The sequence below is a fragment of the uncultured Arthrobacter sp. genome, assembly GCF_947495145.1.
Classification (GTDB): domain Bacteria; phylum Actinomycetota; class Actinomycetes; order Actinomycetales; family Micrococcaceae; genus Arthrobacter_D.
On record NZ_CANLXP010000002.1, the window covers coordinates 243,251 to 259,488 of the forward strand.

Consider the following 16,238-nt stretch of genomic DNA (forward strand, 5'->3'; position numbering starts at 1 on the left):
CGCCCCGAAACCACCCCTACGCCGCGAACACCGCATCCACCACGCCCTGCGCCCACTCGAGGATCGCGGCGTCAGCCAAATCGCGACCCCCAAAGGCAGCAGTCTTCGGCTTCGGAATCAACGCCGCGTTCATCGCAGGCTTCACCGACGAACCCGGGTACATCCGCTTCAGGCGCATCTCCTTCGACTCGGGCAGGTTGGCCGGCGCGAACTTGATAAAGTTCCCCTGCAGCGCCACGTCCGTCAGCCCCACCGAACGCGCCCGTACACGGAGCCGCGCCACTGCGACGAGGTTGACCACCGGCGCCGGCAGGTCACCGTAGCGGTCCTTGAGCTCCTCGACCACCTCGTCAATCGCGGCGTCGGTCAGGCACGACGCTAGCTTCCGGTAGGCCTCCAACCGCAGCCGCTCCCCCGGCACATAATCGTGCGGCAGATGCGCGTTCACCGGCAGCTCGATTTTCATCTCGGCGGCCTTTTCCTCAGCCTCGCCACGGAAGTTCGCCACCGCCTCACCGACCAGCCGGATATACAGGTCGAAGCCCACCCCGGCGATATGCCCGGACTGCTCCCCACCCAGCAGGTTGCCCGCACCACGGATCTCGAGGTCCTTCAGTGCCAGCTGCATACCCGCACCGAGCTCGTTATGCGACGCCACCGCCTTCAACCGCTCCAGCGCCACCTCACCCAACGGCTTCTCCGACGGGTACAGGAAGTACGCGTACGCCCGCTCCCGCCCGCGCCCAACACGTCCGCGCAGCTGGTGCAGCTGCGACAGCCCGTAGTTGTCCGCCCGGTCCACAATCAGCGTGTTCGCGTTCGAAATGTCCAGCCCGGTCTCGATGATCGTCGTACACACCAGCACGTCGAACTTCTTCTCCCAGAAGTCCACGATGATCTGCTCCAGCCGCGACTCGCTCATCTGCCCATGCGCGACGGCGACTCGCGCCTCCGGAATCAGCTGCTGCAGATGTGATGCGGTCCGGTCGATCGAGGACACCCGGTTGTGCACGAAGAACACCTGCCCCTCGCGCATCAGCTCACGCCGGATCGCCGCCGACGTCTGCTTGTCCGTGTACGGGCCCACGTACGTCAGCACAGGGTGCCGCTCCTCCGGCGGCGTCGCCAGCGTAGACGTCTCGCGAATCCCGGTCAGCGACATCTCAAGCGTTCGCGGAATCGGCGTGGCACTCATCGCCAGCACGTCCACGTTGGTGCGCATCTTCTTCAGCGCTTCCTTGTGCTCAACGCCGAACCGCTGCTCCTCGTCCACGATCACGAGCCCCAAATCGCGAAACTGCACCTCGGTGGAGAGCAACCGGTGCGTGCCGATTACGACGTCGACCGAACCGTTCTTCAGCCCCTCCACCGTTTCCTTGGACTCCTTGGACGTCTGGAACCGCGACAGCGCCCGAATCCGCACCGGAAACCCGGAGAACCGCTCGGAAAACGTCTCGAAGTGCTGCTGCACCAGGAGCGTGGTCGGCACCAGCACGGCCACCTGCTTCCCGTCCTGCACAGCCTTGAACGCTGCCCGCACCGCGATTTCGGTCTTGCCGTAGCCGACGTCGCCGGAGACGAGCCGGTCCATCGGGATTTCCCGCTCCATGTCGGCCTTGACCTCGTTGATCGTGGTGAGCTGGTCCGGAGTCTCGATGTACGGGAAGGCCTCCTCCAGCTCGCGCTGCCACGGCGTATCCGGCGCAAACGCATGTCCGCGCGACGCCATCCGCGCCGAGTACAGCCGGATCAGCTCACCGGCAATCTCCTTGACTGCCTTGCGCGCCTGGCTCTTGGTCTTCGCCCAGTCGGAGCCGCCCATCTTCGACAGCGCCGGCGTATCCCCGCCCACGTACCGGGTCACCTGGTCCAGCTGGTCCGTCGGCACAAACAGCCGGTCACCCGGCGCCCCGCGCTTGGACGGCGCATACTCCAGCACCAGATACTCGCGGATCGTCTTGGTCGGCCCCGCCCCCGTGGACCGCTGAATCAGCTCCACAAACCGCGCCACACCGTGCTGCTCGTGCACCACAAAGTCGCCCTCACGCAGCTGCAAAGGGTCGACGGCGTTGCGCCGCTTCGAGGGCATCTTCCGCATGTCGCGGGTACCGGCGGCAGTGGTGCGGCCCAGCAGATCCGCTTCGGTCAGCAGCCCCAGCTTGAGCCCGTCGAGCACAAAACCGCGGCCGGCCGACGAGGTCGTGATCTCGATAATTCCCGGCTGCGGCGAACGGTCAAGCGATTCAACGCGCGACGCCGGAATGTCGGCATCGTGGAACAGTTCAGCGAGGCGCTGGGCCGGCCCCGGCCCCTCGGTCGCGACGACCACCCGCCACTGGTCGCGCACCCGCCCGCCGAGGAACTCCATCATCTCGGCGACGTCGCCCTGATATCCGCGCGGTTCACGCGCCGCGACGGTGAAACTGTCGACGTCGGTCAGCAGCTCGTCGGACCCGAAGGACGTCACCACCCACCACGCAACATCATTCGAAAGCGCCGCAGACCGTGTATCCACCAGCGACCGGAAGCTCGCCGCCTCCAGGTCCGCACCCAACTGACCGCTCAGATCAACGGGCGCCGCTCCGCCGTCGGATGCTGTTGCCCACGCTGCCTGGAGGAACTCCTCGTTGGTCGCCTCAAGGTCGTGGGCGCGGGCACGCACTTTTTCCGGCTCGACGACGACGGCAATCGACCCGGCCGGCAACTCACCGACAAACGGAACCATCGCGTCTACCAGCACCGGCGCGAGCGACTCCATCCCCTCGACAGCGATCCCGCCGGCAATCTTCTCCAGCATCCCCGCCGCGGCCGGTAGTTGGTCCTTCAGATGGGCGGCACGGGACATCACAGGCGGCGTGATCAGCAGTTCGCGGCACGGCGGCGCGTACAACTCCGTGGGGGCGCCGCGGTCACCATCGGTGGGCAGCGAACGCTGGTCAGCGACGGCAAACCAGCGCATCTGGTCCACCTCGTCACCGAAGAACTCAACGCGGATAGGGTGGTCCTCGGTGGGTGGGAAGACGTCGATGATTCCGCCACGCACCGCGAACTCGCCGCGATGAGTGACCATGTCTACCCGTGCGTAGGCGGCGTCGGCGAGCGCGCGGACAACCTCGTCGAACCCGCGCTCCTGCCCCACCTTCAGCGCCACAGGCTCGAGGTCCCCCAGCCCGGCAACCAGCGGCTGCACGACGGCGCGGATCGGCGCCGTGATCACCCGGATCGGCTCGGCACCCGGGTGGGCCAGCCGCCGCAGGACCGACAGGCGCCGGCCTACCGTGTCGGAGCGCGGTGAGAGCCGCTCGTGCGGCAGCGTCTCCCAGCTCGGAAATTCTTCAATGCCCGACGCCGGCAGGTAGCTTCGCAGCGCCGCGGCCAGGTCCTCCGCCTCCCGCCCAGTGGCGGTGACGGCGACGACCACTGGCGCGCCGCCGTCGTCGTCGGTTGCCTCAGCGAGTCCGTCCACCATCTCCGCCAGCAGCGCGGCACGCAGTCCGGTGGGGGCGCCGATCTCGAGGTCGGTGCTGCGGTCGGCAATCGGGCGTGAGGCGTTGCTGCGCACCCGCGCGAAGGAGGCGTCCTCCTGCAGGGCAGCGCGGAGACCGTTGAGGGTGGGTCCGGAGGGGGCCATGGCGTTCCTTCAGGGTTACTTAAGCTGAAACCGAGCACGAAAAGACAACACGAATACCCGGGAATTCGCGAAGAATCCCGGGAGTCGGCGTTAACACTACCGCCCAGCGGGGACAGGCGCCCTAACGGAGGGCCAGCTAATCCCTGGCCTAACGTTGGCTTTGTGACTCATTACCTGAACCAAACCAGGAAACAGGCCGCCGCTGCCCTTCAGGAGTTCCTGGACGAGCGCGAACCGGCCCTGGACCGGCTTCGAACGTCCATCCAGACCGACGGCCAGAACCCCGACGTGTTGCTCGACGGCACGGTTGAGAGTCTCGTACCCCTGTGGCAGTGGATCCTCCCGCGGCTGACTGGCCCCGAGGCACCCGGCGTGACCGCCCCGGCGTCGGTGCCGCGGGAAGAGTGGCCGTCCTGGGAGCGGTACACCGAGGAGGACGAGCAGGTTCTGTCCCTTGAGTCCCTGCACCTCCTGGACGGCTTGGTCTCCTACCTCGCGGCCGTGGTGCAGCACGGTGCGCCTTCGGCCCGGTGGGACACCGCCCGCCACCGGGTCAAGCGTTACGCCTTCAACAATCACCCGGTGCTGGTCAGCGAGAACACCGACAGCCACATCTTCCTGCCCTCGGTGCCGGCCGGAGACGCCCGCGCTGTCCTTCTCGGTATGCGCGAGTCCCCGGAGAATCGAATCGCCCAGTACGCGGGCGCTGTCATTGACGACCTGGGCCGGGGCGCTGAAGGCAGCGACCAGCCCTCAGCCAACGAAGAACCGCTGGTCGAGGTCGAGGACCTCGGGGATGATCCGCGCCGGGGACGCGAACTTGAGGTGTCTGTCCGGGAAGACATCGCCCACAAACACTCACACACCGTGGACGCACTCGCAAAGGACCTCAAGGGTCAGGACGGCATCACCGACGTCATCCGCGAAGACCGCGAGGTCCTCCTCGTCGCCACGCCCACCTGGACCGCGACCCGCCTTGAAGAGTGGGCCACCGACTACCTCGCTACGAAGCTCACATAGGATGTACGGGAACCACAACGAACCAACCCCGGAGGATTAGTGGCACTCAGCGCCTCAACCACCCTGCCCCATGACGTTGCATCGGTAACTGATGTCTTCACCGATGAAGCGTTTCTCAAGCACATCAGTGAGCACGTCGGAGGGGAACTGAAGTCCCTGAACGTCGACGGCGACACCTCCGCCGCCTTCACCCTCACCGCTGTGCGCACCCTGCCCACCACGCGCCTGCCGGAGTTCGCCCGCAAGTTCGTCGGCGACAGCATCACGGTGACGCAGACCGAGGACTGGGCCGCACCTCTCGCCGACGGCTCCCGTGAAGCGAAGGTGACCATGAAAGTCTCCGGCGCGCCGGTAACGGTCGACGCCGTTCAGCGCCTGGTTGCCGAGGGCACCTCCACCCGCGTGGACCTCGAGGGGAAGGTCACCTCCTCCATTCCGTTCATGGGCGCCAAGATCGCCGACGCCGCCGAGCCGTTCATCGGCAAGGCCCTGAACGTTCAGGCCGCCCAGGCCAAGAGCTGGCTGGAAAACCGCTGATGGAGCTGCCCCTGGCCCTATCGATCGTCCTGGTGGTTGCCGGACTCTGGACGCTCATCGTGTGGCCGCCGTTCCTGCGCCGGGTGTTCAAGGACCCCCGGGCCAAGGATGAGAACGGCGCTCCCACCCGGTTCCTGAAGGTTCATTTCATGCTCGTGACCACGTCCATGATCCTGGGCGCCGCAACCCTGGTGATCGGGATCCGCACGCTGGCCGCTTGAGTAACTCGCATGGCACGATTAGCGGCACCGGAAATAGGCCTTACGCGCACCGTCATAGGGTTCATTCTGGCGCTCGTGCTTCCCCCGCTCCTTGAGTGGGCGATGTTCGCGGCAGGGACAGATTTTCTCGCCGTCGACGTCCTCCTCCAGCTCGCCGGCGTGGTCGCCGTTGCATTGGTGGGCGGCTTGTGGCCCGCGTTGCTCGGTGCGCTGTGGAGCAGCCTCATCCTCAATTACTACTCGACGGAACCGTTTGGGTCCTTGGAGATCGCCGACGCCGAGAACCTGCTCACCCTCCTCATTTTTGTGGCTGTGGCTGTGTCTGTGTCTCTGGTGGTCGGACTCGCTGCCCGGCGGTCCCGGGAAGCCGCAAATGCATCCGCTGATGCCGCAACCCTTGGCGAACTTGCGCGTGGCGTGCTGGCAGCGGAGGACACGATGCAGGGTTTCCTTCACCACGTGCGCACCCACTTCGGGATGGCCGGAGTCGCACTGTACGCCCGCGGTGCTGCAGACGACCCGGGCCGCACCGCCGGGCCACCGAAGTGGGACTTGCTTGCTTCGGATGGCAAGCTTGCCGCCATTTCAGCTGCCGACGGCGATCCACCGGGGATTGGGACACCGAGGGACGGTGATGCCAGTACACATGTACCGAGCGGTCTGTTGCTGGTGTTGCACGGGCGGCCATTGAGCTCACGAGAACAAAGGCTTCTGGATGCTTTCGGATCCCAGTTGGCGGCACTCCGGCAACGGCTGGAACTGGTTGCCAGCACCGAGGAGAACCGCCGGTTGGCCGAGGGAAATGTCATGCGTACCGCGATCCTCCGGGCAGTTTCCCACGACCTGCGCACCCCCCTGGCCGGCATCAAACTGGCAGTAACCAGTCTGCGCCAGCAGGGCATCACCTTCACTCAGGAAGACGAAGCCGAGCTGCTCGGCACCATCGAAACTTCATCCGACCGGCTTGCCTCACTCATCGATAACCTGCTCGATATGTCTAGACTGACCGGGGACGCCGTGACCGCACACCTGGGCCCCGTGCACTGGGCTGATGTGATAGCCGCAGCGCTGCAGGGCATACCGTCCGGGAATGTGAGGATCCTGTTGTCTCCGAACACTCCCGCCGTACAGGCAGACTTCGGGATGCTCGAACGCGTCGTCGCCAATATCGTTGAGAACGCACACAAATATGCGGGCGGGTCCGATATCCTGCTCACCGCGACAGTCTCCGGCACAATCGAAGACTTCCCCGCCAGCGAACTCCGCATCCGTGACCATGGAAGCGGAGTCGACCGGGACGGGACCGAGCGCATGTTCCAGCCGTTCCAACGCCTCGATGATGCCGGGCGGGGCACCGGAGTGGGACTGGGCCTGGCCGTAGCGCGCGGATTCACAGAGGTGATGGGTGGACAACTTATTGCCGAACCCGCACCCGGCGGCGGACTCACCATGGTGATACGGCTCCCACTGTCAACTGGAGTATGACCATGATTACGGTGCTGATCGTTGATGACGAACCACAACTGCTGCGGGCTCTTCAAATCAACCTGCGTACCCATGGTTACCGCCCAGTGACGGCCACCAACGGCGCAGCGGCGCTTGCGGCTGCATCCGAGCATCGCCCGGATCTGGTCGTTCTTGACCTCGGGCTTCCGGATATGGACGGCGTGCACGTTATCACCGGCCTGCGCAGCTGGACCCAGGTTCCAATCATCATTCTCTCCGCACGCCACGGCGCAGAAGACAAAGTTGAAGCCCTGGATGCCGGCGCCGATGACTATGTAACCAAACCCTTCGGCCTCGAGGAGCTGCTCGCGCGCCTCCGGGCCGCTGAACGACGATTCGTCGCAGCGCCGGAGACGCCCGTGGTCACCACAAAGGATTTCCGATTGGACATCGCGCTTAGAAAAGCTGAGCGCCACGGCGAACCGGTCCGCCTGACACCCACAGAATGGAAGATCCTGGAGTTGCTCGTCCGCAATCCGGGCCGGCTGGTCGGTCAGCAGAAGCTATTGCTGGACGTGTGGGGACCCGCGTACGCCCGCGAAGCGCAGTACCTGCGGGTGTACCTGAACCAGCTCAGGCGCAAGCTCGAACCGGATCCGACCCAACCCCGCTACTTCATCACCGAAAGCGGAATGGGATACCGGTTCGAACCCTGAACAGGCGTAAAGGAAGCATAAAGAACCGGGACCCTGCACCAAGACCGGGCGTACGTTGAGCTCGTGAGTGCAACCGTAGATCATCTCGTACATTCCCGCCGTGCCCGCCGGCTCGGGCATTGGTTGCTGGACGACGAGAACCAGCGCAAGCGCAAGCGCCCCATCAAGCCCGGCAGGAGTTCCACCGTGCGGCCGTGGTGGAAGGTGATGTGCCTGACCGGCGTCGACTACTTCTCGACCCTCGGATACCAACCGGCCATCGCTGCTGCCGCGGCGGGGGCACTCGCTCCTATAGCCACCCTGATCCTCGTCGCTGTCACCCTCTTCGGTGCGCTCCCGATCTACAAGCGGGTCGCGCGGGAAAGCCCCCACGGTGAAGGTTCCATCGCGATGCTCGAAAAGCTCCTGCCGAAATGGAAGGGTAAAGTCTTCGTTCTCGTTCTCCTGGGCTTCGCCGCGACCAGCTTCACCATCACCATGACGCTCTCCGCTGCGGACGCCAGCGCCCATCTCATCGAAAACCCCTTCGCGCCGTCCTGGCTACACGGCCAGGAAGTCATCGTCACCCTCGTATTCCTGCTGCTCCTCGCCGTCGTCTTCTTTCGGGGCTTCCGGGAGGCCATCGGCATCGCTGTCGCCCTCGTGGCGGTTTTCCTCGCCCTGAACCTTGTCGTGGTGCTGGTAGCCGCCGCGGAAATCTTCGCCGACCCGCAACCGATCACTGACTGGTGGACCGTGCTGACAACCCAGCACAGCAATCCGCTGGCGATGGTCGGCGTCGCGCTGCTGGTCTTCCCACGACTCGCGCTCGGGCTCTCAGGATTTGAGACCGGTGTCGTTGTCATGCCTCAGATCGAGGGAGCACCCGGGGACACACCGGAGCGGCCGGAAGGACGGATCATCGGCGCCCAGAAGCTGCTGACCGCAGCGGCAGTGATCATGAGCGGTTTCCTGATCGCGTCAAGTTTCGTGACGACCCTGCTGATCCCCGCAGCCGAGTTCGAGGAGGGCGGCGAAGCCAGCGGCCGTGCGCTGGCCTATCTCGCCCACAAGTACCTCGGGGAGGGTTTCGGGACGCTCTACGATGTCAGCACTATCGCCATCCTCTGGTTCGCGGGCGCTTCCGCTATGACCGGGCTCCTCAACCTCGTACCCCGCTACCTGCCCCGCTACGGCATGGCACCCGCTTGGGCTCGCGCCGTTCGGCCCATGGTGATCGTGTTCACTGTCGTTGCCGCAGCCGTGACCATTGCCTTCAAAGCCGACGTCAGCGCCCAGGGCGGTGCCTACGCGACGGGCGTACTGGTCCTCATCACATCGGCGGCGGTGGCCGTCACGCTCTCGGCCCGCCGGCGCGGTCAGAATACCGCCGCACTCGGATTCAGCATCATCTCGTTGATTCTGATCTGGACCACGCTCGCCAACATCTGGGACCGGCCAGACGGCGCAGGCATCGCTGCTCTGTTCATCCTCGGCATCATCCTGGTGTCCTTCATATCGAGAGCGCGGCGTGCGTTCGAACTGCGGGCGACCTCCATCACGCTCGACGGAGAAGCCCTGGGCTTCGTCGCCGCGAAGGACGCCGGAGCGATTGTGCTGATTGCACATGAGCCCGAGCGGCTGAGCGCAGCAGCATACCGCCGAAAACTCCAGCACGCCTGCAGCGTCAGCCACCTGACCCCTGCGGACAAGCCGCTGTTCATCGAGGTGATCGTGGATGACTCCTCGGATTTCGAAACGCATCTGCTCGTGCGTGGTGTTACCCGCCACGGCTTCCGGATCCTTGAGGTCCATAGCTCGAACGTGCCCAACACCATCGCAGCGGTCATGCTTCACATCCGGGACATCACCGGACTAATGCCCCACGTCTACTTCCGCTGGACCGAGGGTGACCCGCTGGTCAACCTCTTCAAATTCCTCGTCACCGGAGAAGGCGAAATCGCACCGGTCACCAGGGAAGTCCTCCGCGAAGCCGAACCGGACGTCACCCAACGGCCCTGGGTGCACGTCGGCTGACGCGGGCATTCAGCCCCTCGGGCCGCACAGGATCCGGCCGTAAAGAATCTGTTGAGACCGGGCAGTTACCGGTGATGCGCCACATAGTGTGAGCCTTCGGGAAAACTGTCACGGCTGGAACGAAGTATCGCTCAAGCTCAAGTCCGCCCGACCCCTCGAAAATCGCCTACGTGCTCGACGGCCCGGACTGAAAGACCGGTGGCCGGGCTCCCCTGCTAGGGTCTTAGGAAGGTGCGCCGGGAAGTCTGGTCGGCAGTAATTTCTTCCTGCCCACTGAAGGAGCCGCTCATGTCGAGTCAACAACCCCGCAACGTCCTCGGACGGTCCAGCTACCCCGAGCATCTCCGGATCGGCGAAATACTCCGGAAGGAAACCGTCGGCGGCATTCTGCTGATTATCGCGGCAGCGCTGGCGCTCATCTGGGCAAACTCACCGTTCTCCGAGAGCTACTTCGCCCTCCGGGACTTCGAGTTCGGCTACGAGCCCTGGCACCTGAAGCTCTCGGTGGGAGACTGGGCAGCGGATGGCCTGCTGGCGATTTTCTTCTTCCTGGTAGGCCTTGAGCTCAAGCGCGAGTTCGTGGCCGGTGACCTGCGAAGTCCCGCACGCGCCATTGTCCCGGTGGCCGCAGCTGCGGGCGGCGTGGTTGTTCCCGCGCTGATCTACGTAGCGGTCAACCTCGCATCCCCGGAAACCTTACGCGGCTGGGCCATCCCCACTGCTACGGACATCGCGTTTGCGGTGGCCGTCCTTGCCGTCATCGGATCACATTTACCCAGCGCCCTGCGCATCTTCCTGCTGACGCTCGCTGTGGTGGATGACCTCATTGCCATCGCGATCATCGCGTTCTTCTACACGGAAGACGTGAAGTTTTCCTTCCTTCTGCTGACGCTGGTCCCGCTGGCACTCTTCGCCTTCCTCGCCCAGAAGAACCCGAAGTTTTTCGGACGGAGCACTCCAGCACCCTGGCTCATCCTGCTGCCCATCGGCATCGTCGCCTGGGCGCTGATGCATGCCTCCGGTGTGCACGCTACGGTGGCCGGCGTGCTGCTCGGCTTCATGGTTCCGGTGCTGCGGAAGGACCGCGACGGTGTGCTCCTGGCTCCGCGCGGGAACAAGCCCGGCCTCGCGGAGATCTTCGAGCACCGGTTCCGCCCGCTCTCCGCCGGCATTGCCGTGCCGCTCTTTGCGTTCTTCTCCGCCGGCGTGGCGATTGGCGGCGTCGACGGGTTCGTAAACGCGCTGGGAGATCCGGTCACCATCGGAATCATCCTGGGCCTGGTGGTCGGCAAGCCGATCGGGATCATGCTCACCACCTGGGGCATCACCAAGACCACCCGGGCCAGCCTTGATCCGGACCTGAAGTGGATCGACCTCCTGGGCGTCGGCGTCCTGGCAGGAGTTGGTTTCACCGTGTCCCTGCTGGTCAACGACCTCAGCTTCATGCAGGGCACCGACCACAATGACAACGCCAAGGTGGCTATCCTCACCGCATCGCTCACCGCCGCGCTGCTGGCAACGGTGATCCTGCGCTCCCGCAATAAGCACTACCGCCGCGTGGTGGAGGCGGAGAAGGTGGACGCCGACGACGACGGCGTCCCCGATCTTTTCGAGGACGAGAACCGCCGCTAAGGTCGCGATTCCGGACATAATCTGCTGGTCTCATTGCTGACGAGAGTGACATATGCGTGCACGCATGCGCACATGTTGGTAGTATTTGAGGTGTGATTGAGGTTCTGCGCGTTGGCGCATATCGAAAGTTGTTCACCGCTCAGGTAGTTGCCCTGCTGGGTACTGGGCTGCTCACCGTGGCTTTGGGCTTGTTGGCGTTCGACCTCGCGGGCGGGCAGGCGGGTGCCGTGCTGGGTACCGCCTTGACCATCAAGATGCTCGCGTATGTCTTCGTGGCGCCGGTCATGGCCGCGCTCGTTGAGAGGCTTCCTCGCAAAGCCGTCCTGGTGGTCGCCGATCTGGTGCGTGCCGGCGTCGCCGTCATGTTGCCGTTCATTGACCAGGTGTGGCAGATCTACGTTCTGGTCTTCGTTCTGCAGGCGGCGTCGGCCACATTCACGCCGGCGTTTCAGGCGTTGATTCCGGTCGTCCTGCCGAAGGAGAAGGATTACACCCGGGCATTGTCGCTCTCCCGGCTTGCTTATGATCTGGAGTCGCTCCTCAGCCCGGTGCTGGCTGCGGCTCTGCTGACGGTGATGTCCTACTCCAACCTGTTCATCGGCACGGTGGCAGGTTTCCTGCTTTCCGCGCTGATGGTCGTGACAACCCGCCTGCCCGGAGTCTCCCTGACAAAGCCCACCGGATCCCTGCTTCACCGCACCACCCTCGGAACACGCATATTCCTGCGGGAACCATCCCTGCGTGGATTGATGGCGCTGAACCTGGTTGTTGCCTGCGGTACCGCACTGGTGCTGGTCAACACGGTTGTCTATGTACGGGACCTGTTTGGCGGATCCAATTCAGAGGTAGCGGTGGCTCTGGCCTGCTACGGTGCAGGCTCCATGGTCGTCGCGCTGTCAGCTCCGGCGCTACTGGACCGGATCAGCGACCGCTCGATGATGATGGTCGGCGCCATGGTCGTCACTGCGGGCGTGGCAGCAGCAGCAATCGTCGCAGCTGTCGAACCGTCGTGGCTGTTCCTGCTGACTGTGTGGGTGCTGCTGGGCGCGGGAACATCAATGATCAATACGCCCTCCGCGCGCCTGCTGCGCAGGGCGGCCACGGATGAGACACGCTCCTACCTCTTCACTGCCCAATTCTCGTTGTCACATGCGTGCTTCATCATCGGCTATCCGGTCGCAGGGTGGGTAGGTGCAGCGGCCGGCCAGACGGCAGCCGCCGTCGTTCTGGCCGTCCTCGCTACACTGAGCACACTGGCCGCGTACCGGTTATGGCCACGCCGGCAGGCCATGCAGGGAGCCGACGGCGAGTGGCCGGCCACGGTAAGTGAGAAAGACCGATGAGTGAGATTCCACTGCAGCGGGAACCGAGCCTGCATCTCGGCAATGATCCCGACCGTCCCCGTCTGGAGACCGCGGCATGATCATCGGTATGGCAGCCCTCGCACTCATCATCGCGGCAGCCGCAGCCTATTTTTTGGGCCGTCGGGCGAAAGAAACCGGCAGCAACAGAGCCAATAGCCAGAGCTAACTGTTCAGAGGAAGGGTGGCTCACGAGTTGGCCGCGAGGACCGCTTCCTCCAGGGCAACCCAGGCGAGCATGGCGCACTTCACGCGCGCCGGAAAGCGGGAGACGCCGGCGAATGCGGCCGCATCGCCGAGCACTTCCTCGTCGGGAACCACAGTTCCCCGCGAGCGCATCAGCTCGCGGAAGCAGTCCAGCTGCTCCATCATGTCGTCGCGGGTGCTTCCGCTGACCAGTTCGGTGAGGACGGACGCCGACGCCATGGAGATCGCACAGCCTGCTCCCTCCCACGCCACGCGCTCGATCCGCGAGTCGGCGAGCCACACCCGCAGGGTCACCTCGTCGCCGCAAATCGGGTTTAGCTGGTGGGATTCGCCGGTGGAGCAACCTGCCGCAAGCTCAGAACCAGCGCCCGACGACGGATCGACCGATCCCTGCCCCACCCGCCTCTTGGCGTGGTCGAGGATGATCTGCTGGTAGAGGCTTTCGAGTTCGCTGCTCATACCGATCCTCCGATTGCGGAAGCCCCGAAGAACGAGCGAACCTCGGTGACGGCGGTGAGGAACGCATCAACCTCATCGGTGGTGTTGTACAGGTAGGTGCTCGCCCGGGTGGACGCCGTCAGCCCGAGCCGCCGGTGCAGCGGCTGCGCGCAGTGGTGACCCACGCGGACGGCGATTCCCCGGGAGGCGAGGTACTGGCCGACATCGTGGGCGTGCACGCCGTCCACATCGAAGCTCGCCAGCCCGATTCTCGGCTGGCCGGAGCGCGGACCGAGCACCCGGATTCCCTCGACCGCCTCAAGGCCGGCCACCAGCCGCTCCCCCAGCAGCCTCTCCCACTCCTCGATACGGGCCATGCCGGTTTCCGCCAGGTAGTTCACGGCCGAGCCCAGGGCCACCGCTTGCGAGATGCGCTGCGTGCCGGCCTCGAACCGGGACGGCGGCGGCAGGTACTCGGCGCGTTCCATGGTGACGGTGGTGATCATCGAACCGCCCGTGAGGAACGGCGGCATGGCCCGCAGGTGCTTCGACCGACCGTACAGCGCCCCGATCCCGGTGGGGCCGAGCATCTTGTGGCCCGAGAACGCCATGAAGTCGACGTCAAGCTCAGTAACATCGATCGGCAGGTGCGGCACCGACTGGCACGCATCGAGGACGGTCAGCGCCCCCACCTTGCGGGCCAGTGCTACCAGCTCGGCCACCGGATTGATGGTCCCGAGCACATTGGACACATGCGTGAACGCGAGCAGCTTGGTGCTGCCGTCAATCACGGCGGCGGCCTCCTCGAGGCGGAGAGCGCCGTCGTCGTCGACTGGAATGTAACGCAGGGAAGCGCCGGTGCGCGCGGCAAGTTCCTGCCACGGGATCAGGTTGGCGTGGTGTTCCATCTCGGTGACCACAATCGAGTCACCGGGTCCCAACGCATACGGACGAGCAGCCTCCCCGCCGCGTCCGGAAGAGGCGTTCGAGAGGCTGTAGGCCACGAGGTTCAGGGCCTCCGTGGCGTTGGAGGTGAAGATGATCTCCTCCGGCGAGGCACCTACGAAGGACGCAACCAGCGAGCGGGCGTTCTCGTAGGCGTCAGTGGCTTCGACCGCGAGGGTGTGTGCTCCGCGGTGCACGGCGGCGTTGCGCTGCTCGTAGTACTCCTGCTCGGCTTCCATCACGCTGACCGGGTTCTGCGAGGTTGCCCCGGAGTCGAGGTAGATCAGCGGCCGACCGTTCAGCTCGTTGGCGAGCAGCGGGAAGTCGTTGCGGATGCGGGCCACTTCGTCGTTGGCGAGCGGGTGGGACGGTGCTGACAGGATGGGCATGGAACTCCCTCGACGGCGAATGTGCGGTACCCATTCTACGGCCGAAGCACTCGCCCAGCTGAGAGACGGTCCTATGAAGCAGTCCATCGCAGGTTGGCCGTTCCGCGGTTCCCCGTTTGACGACGCTGCGCCTCACGCTTAGAGACCGGTAACCAGCCCTGCAACCTTGTCCAGGGCGCCCGGAACGAGCGAGTAGTAGGCCCAGGTCCCCCGCTTCTCCCTGTGCAGGAGACCGGCCTCAACCAGGATCTTCAGGTGGTGCGAGACCGTCGGTTGGCCGAGGTCCAGGGGTTCGGTCAGGTCACAAACACAGGACTCGCCCGACTCGCCTGCCTTCACAATCGACAGCAACCGCAACCGGTTCGGATCGGCCAGGGCTTTGAACACCAAGGCCCGCTGCTGCGCATCCTCGACGCTTATAGCCGGCTGCTCGGAGGGGAGGCAGCACGAAGCATCAAGGGCGGGTTCGAGTGTTTGTGCAGTGTTCATGCATCCCATTATGCACCTAGATTGACAATGATCGATATTACTGGTGATACTCATATCGATCCTCATCAATTTACTTCAGGAGCTTCGTGAGCACCCAGACTGATTCACTACCCTCATCGGAGTCCGATGCTGCCGTTGTTGGCAAGCTGTCCACCCTGGACCGGCTTCTTCCGGTGTGGATTATCGCCGCCATGGTCCTTGGCCTGATGCTGGGATCGCTCATCCCGGGGCTGAACATTGCACTTGAGGCGGTGAAGATCGGCGAGGTCTCCCTGCCCATCGGCATTGGTCTGCTGGTCATGATGTACCCGGTCCTGGCCAAGGTCCGCTACGACCAGACCCACAGGGTGATCGCCGACCGGAAACTGATGATCGCATCGCTGGTGATCAACTGGCTTGCCGCGCCGGCGTTCATGTTCGCCCTGGCGTGGATCTTCCTGCCGGACCTGCCCGAGTACCGCACCGGCCTGATTATTGTCGGTCTCGCCCGCTGCATCGCGATGGTCATGATCTGGAATGACCTCGCCTGCGGCGACCGCGAAGCCGCAGCAGTACTGGTGTTCATCAACTCCGTCTTCCAGGTCATCGCCTTCGGCGCTCTCGGCTGGTTCTACCTCCAGGTCCTTCCGGCTTGGCTGGGCCTGTCCACCACCAGCGCCGACTTCTCCTTCTGGGCCATCACCGTGTCGGTCCTAATCTTCCTGGGCATCCCACTGTTGGCCGGATTCCTCACCCGGACGCTCGGCGAGAAGGCCAAGGGTCGGGACTGGTACGAGAACACGCTTCTGCCCAGGCTCGGTCCGTGGGCGCTCTACGGATTGCTGTTCACGATTGCGTTGCTGTTCGCGCTGCAGGGTGAAACCATCACGGCCCGCCCGCTCGACGTCGCACGCATCGCCCTGCCACTGCTGGTGTACTTCCTGGTGGTCTTCGCGGCCGGCATGCTCACCGGCAAGTGGCTGAACCTCGGTTATGCAAGGACGACGACGCTCGCCTTCACCGCCGCAGGCAACAACTTCGAACTGGCCATCGCGGTAGCGATCGGCACCTTCGGCGTCACCTCCGGGCAGGCACTGGCCGGCGTCGTCGGGCCGCTCATCGAAGTTCCGGTCCTCGTAGCGATGGTCTACGTTGCCCTCTGGGCCCGGAAACGCTTCTTCACCTCCTTCCCTCTGTCCGCTAACTGACTT

Annotated in this window: 13 protein-coding genes; 9 read left to right on the forward strand and 4 right to left on the reverse strand. The window is 64.6% G+C overall.

Annotated features, from left to right (window positions below; translation table 11 throughout):
- Positions 1–16: 16 nt before the first annotated feature.
- On the reverse strand, positions 17–3,631 hold the full coding sequence (mfd, locus tag Q0877_RS02570) for a transcription-repair coupling factor (RefSeq protein WP_299165529.1): 3,615 nt from the start codon (positions 3,629–3,631) through the stop codon (positions 17–19).
- A 162-nt stretch (positions 3,632–3,793) separates the two neighbouring features.
- Between mfd and Q0877_RS02575 the strand changes: the two genes are divergently transcribed.
- From Q0877_RS02575 to Q0877_RS02610, 8 genes are all read left to right on the forward strand, one after another.
- Positions 3,794–4,651, forward strand: a complete 858-nt coding sequence (locus tag Q0877_RS02575; protein ID WP_299165530.1) for a hypothetical protein — start codon at positions 3,794–3,796, stop codon at positions 4,649–4,651.
- Positions 4,652–4,690: 39 nt separating this feature from the next.
- Positions 4,691–5,188, forward strand: coding sequence for a DUF2505 domain-containing protein (locus tag Q0877_RS02580; protein WP_299165532.1), 498 nt, complete (start codon positions 4,691–4,693; stop codon positions 5,186–5,188).
- Positions 5,188–5,409, forward strand: coding sequence for an SCO4848 family membrane protein (locus tag Q0877_RS02585; protein ID WP_299165533.1), 222 nt, complete (start codon positions 5,188–5,190; stop codon positions 5,407–5,409). The genes Q0877_RS02580 and Q0877_RS02585 overlap by 1 nt, the downstream gene beginning before the upstream one ends.
- A gap of 9 nt (positions 5,410–5,418) precedes the next feature.
- A complete protein-coding gene (locus Q0877_RS02590) occupies positions 5,419–6,894 on the forward strand; it encodes a DUF4118 domain-containing protein (RefSeq protein WP_299165534.1) in 1,476 nt (491 codons plus the stop codon).
- A gap of 2 nt (positions 6,895–6,896) precedes the next feature.
- Positions 6,897–7,571, forward strand: coding sequence for a response regulator (locus Q0877_RS02595; protein ID WP_299165586.1), 675 nt, complete (start codon positions 6,897–6,899; stop codon positions 7,569–7,571).
- A 207-nt stretch (positions 7,572–7,778) separates the two neighbouring features.
- Positions 7,779–9,587 carry an amino acid transporter gene (locus Q0877_RS02600; RefSeq protein ID WP_299165587.1) on the forward strand — a complete coding sequence of 603 codons (1,809 nt, stop codon included), beginning with the start codon at positions 7,779–7,781 and terminating at the stop codon, positions 9,585–9,587.
- Positions 9,588–9,875: 288 nt separating this feature from the next.
- Positions 9,876–11,219, forward strand: coding sequence for a Na+/H+ antiporter NhaA (gene nhaA, locus Q0877_RS02605; RefSeq protein ID WP_299165536.1), 1,344 nt, complete (start codon positions 9,876–9,878; stop codon positions 11,217–11,219).
- A gap of 92 nt (positions 11,220–11,311) precedes the next feature.
- Positions 11,312–12,562, forward strand: coding sequence for an MFS transporter (locus Q0877_RS02610; RefSeq protein ID WP_299165538.1), 1,251 nt, complete (start codon positions 11,312–11,314; stop codon positions 12,560–12,562).
- Between the two features lie 207 nt (positions 12,563–12,769).
- On the opposite strand, the gene sufU is transcribed toward Q0877_RS02610, so the two are convergent.
- The 3 genes from sufU to Q0877_RS02625 form a co-directional block, all read right to left on the reverse strand.
- Positions 12,770–13,246: a Fe-S cluster assembly sulfur transfer protein SufU gene (gene sufU, locus Q0877_RS02615; protein WP_299165539.1), complete on the reverse strand. Its 477-nt coding sequence runs from the start codon at positions 13,244–13,246 to the stop codon at positions 12,770–12,772.
- Positions 13,243–14,559, reverse strand: coding sequence for an aminotransferase class V-fold PLP-dependent enzyme (locus tag Q0877_RS02620; protein WP_299165540.1), 1,317 nt, complete (start codon positions 14,557–14,559; stop codon positions 13,243–13,245). Before Q0877_RS02620 ends, sufU begins: the two co-directional genes overlap by 4 nt.
- A 138-nt stretch (positions 14,560–14,697) precedes the next feature.
- Positions 14,698–15,048: a metalloregulator ArsR/SmtB family transcription factor gene (locus tag Q0877_RS02625; protein WP_299165542.1), complete on the reverse strand. Its 351-nt coding sequence runs from the start codon at positions 15,046–15,048 to the stop codon at positions 14,698–14,700.
- 86 nt (positions 15,049–15,134) lie between these two features.
- Here Q0877_RS02625 and arsB point away from each other — a divergent pair, with 86 nt between their 5' ends.
- Complete coding sequence (gene arsB / locus Q0877_RS02630) at positions 15,135–16,235, forward strand: ACR3 family arsenite efflux transporter (RefSeq protein ID WP_299165543.1); 1,101 nt, start codon at positions 15,135–15,137, stop codon at positions 16,233–16,235.
- The last annotated feature ends 3 nt before the right edge of the window (positions 16,236–16,238 follow it).

Coding starts and splice junctions, on each gene's coding strand:
- mfd (WP_299165529.1), bottom strand. CDS start 3,631: ATGGCCCCCTCCGGACCCACCCTCAACGGTCTCCGCGCTGCCCTGCAG.
- Q0877_RS02585 (WP_299165533.1), top strand. CDS start 5,188: ATGGAGCTGCCCCTGGCCCTATCGATCGTCCTGGTGGTTGCCGGACTC.
- Q0877_RS02590 (WP_299165534.1), top strand. CDS start 5,419: ATGGCACGATTAGCGGCACCGGAAATAGGCCTTACGCGCACCGTCATA.
- Q0877_RS02595 (WP_299165586.1), top strand. CDS start 6,897: ATGATTACGGTGCTGATCGTTGATGACGAACCACAACTGCTGCGGGCT.
- Q0877_RS02600 (WP_299165587.1), top strand. CDS start 7,779: ATGTGCCTGACCGGCGTCGACTACTTCTCGACCCTCGGATACCAACCG.
- nhaA (WP_299165536.1), top strand. CDS start 9,876: ATGTCGAGTCAACAACCCCGCAACGTCCTCGGACGGTCCAGCTACCCC.
- sufU (WP_299165539.1), bottom strand. CDS start 13,246: ATGAGCAGCGAACTCGAAAGCCTCTACCAGCAGATCATCCTCGACCAC.
- Q0877_RS02620 (WP_299165540.1), bottom strand. CDS start 14,559: ATGCCCATCCTGTCAGCACCGTCCCACCCGCTCGCCAACGACGAAGTG.
- Q0877_RS02625 (WP_299165542.1), bottom strand. CDS start 15,048: ATGAACACTGCACAAACACTCGAACCCGCCCTTGATGCTTCGTGCTGC.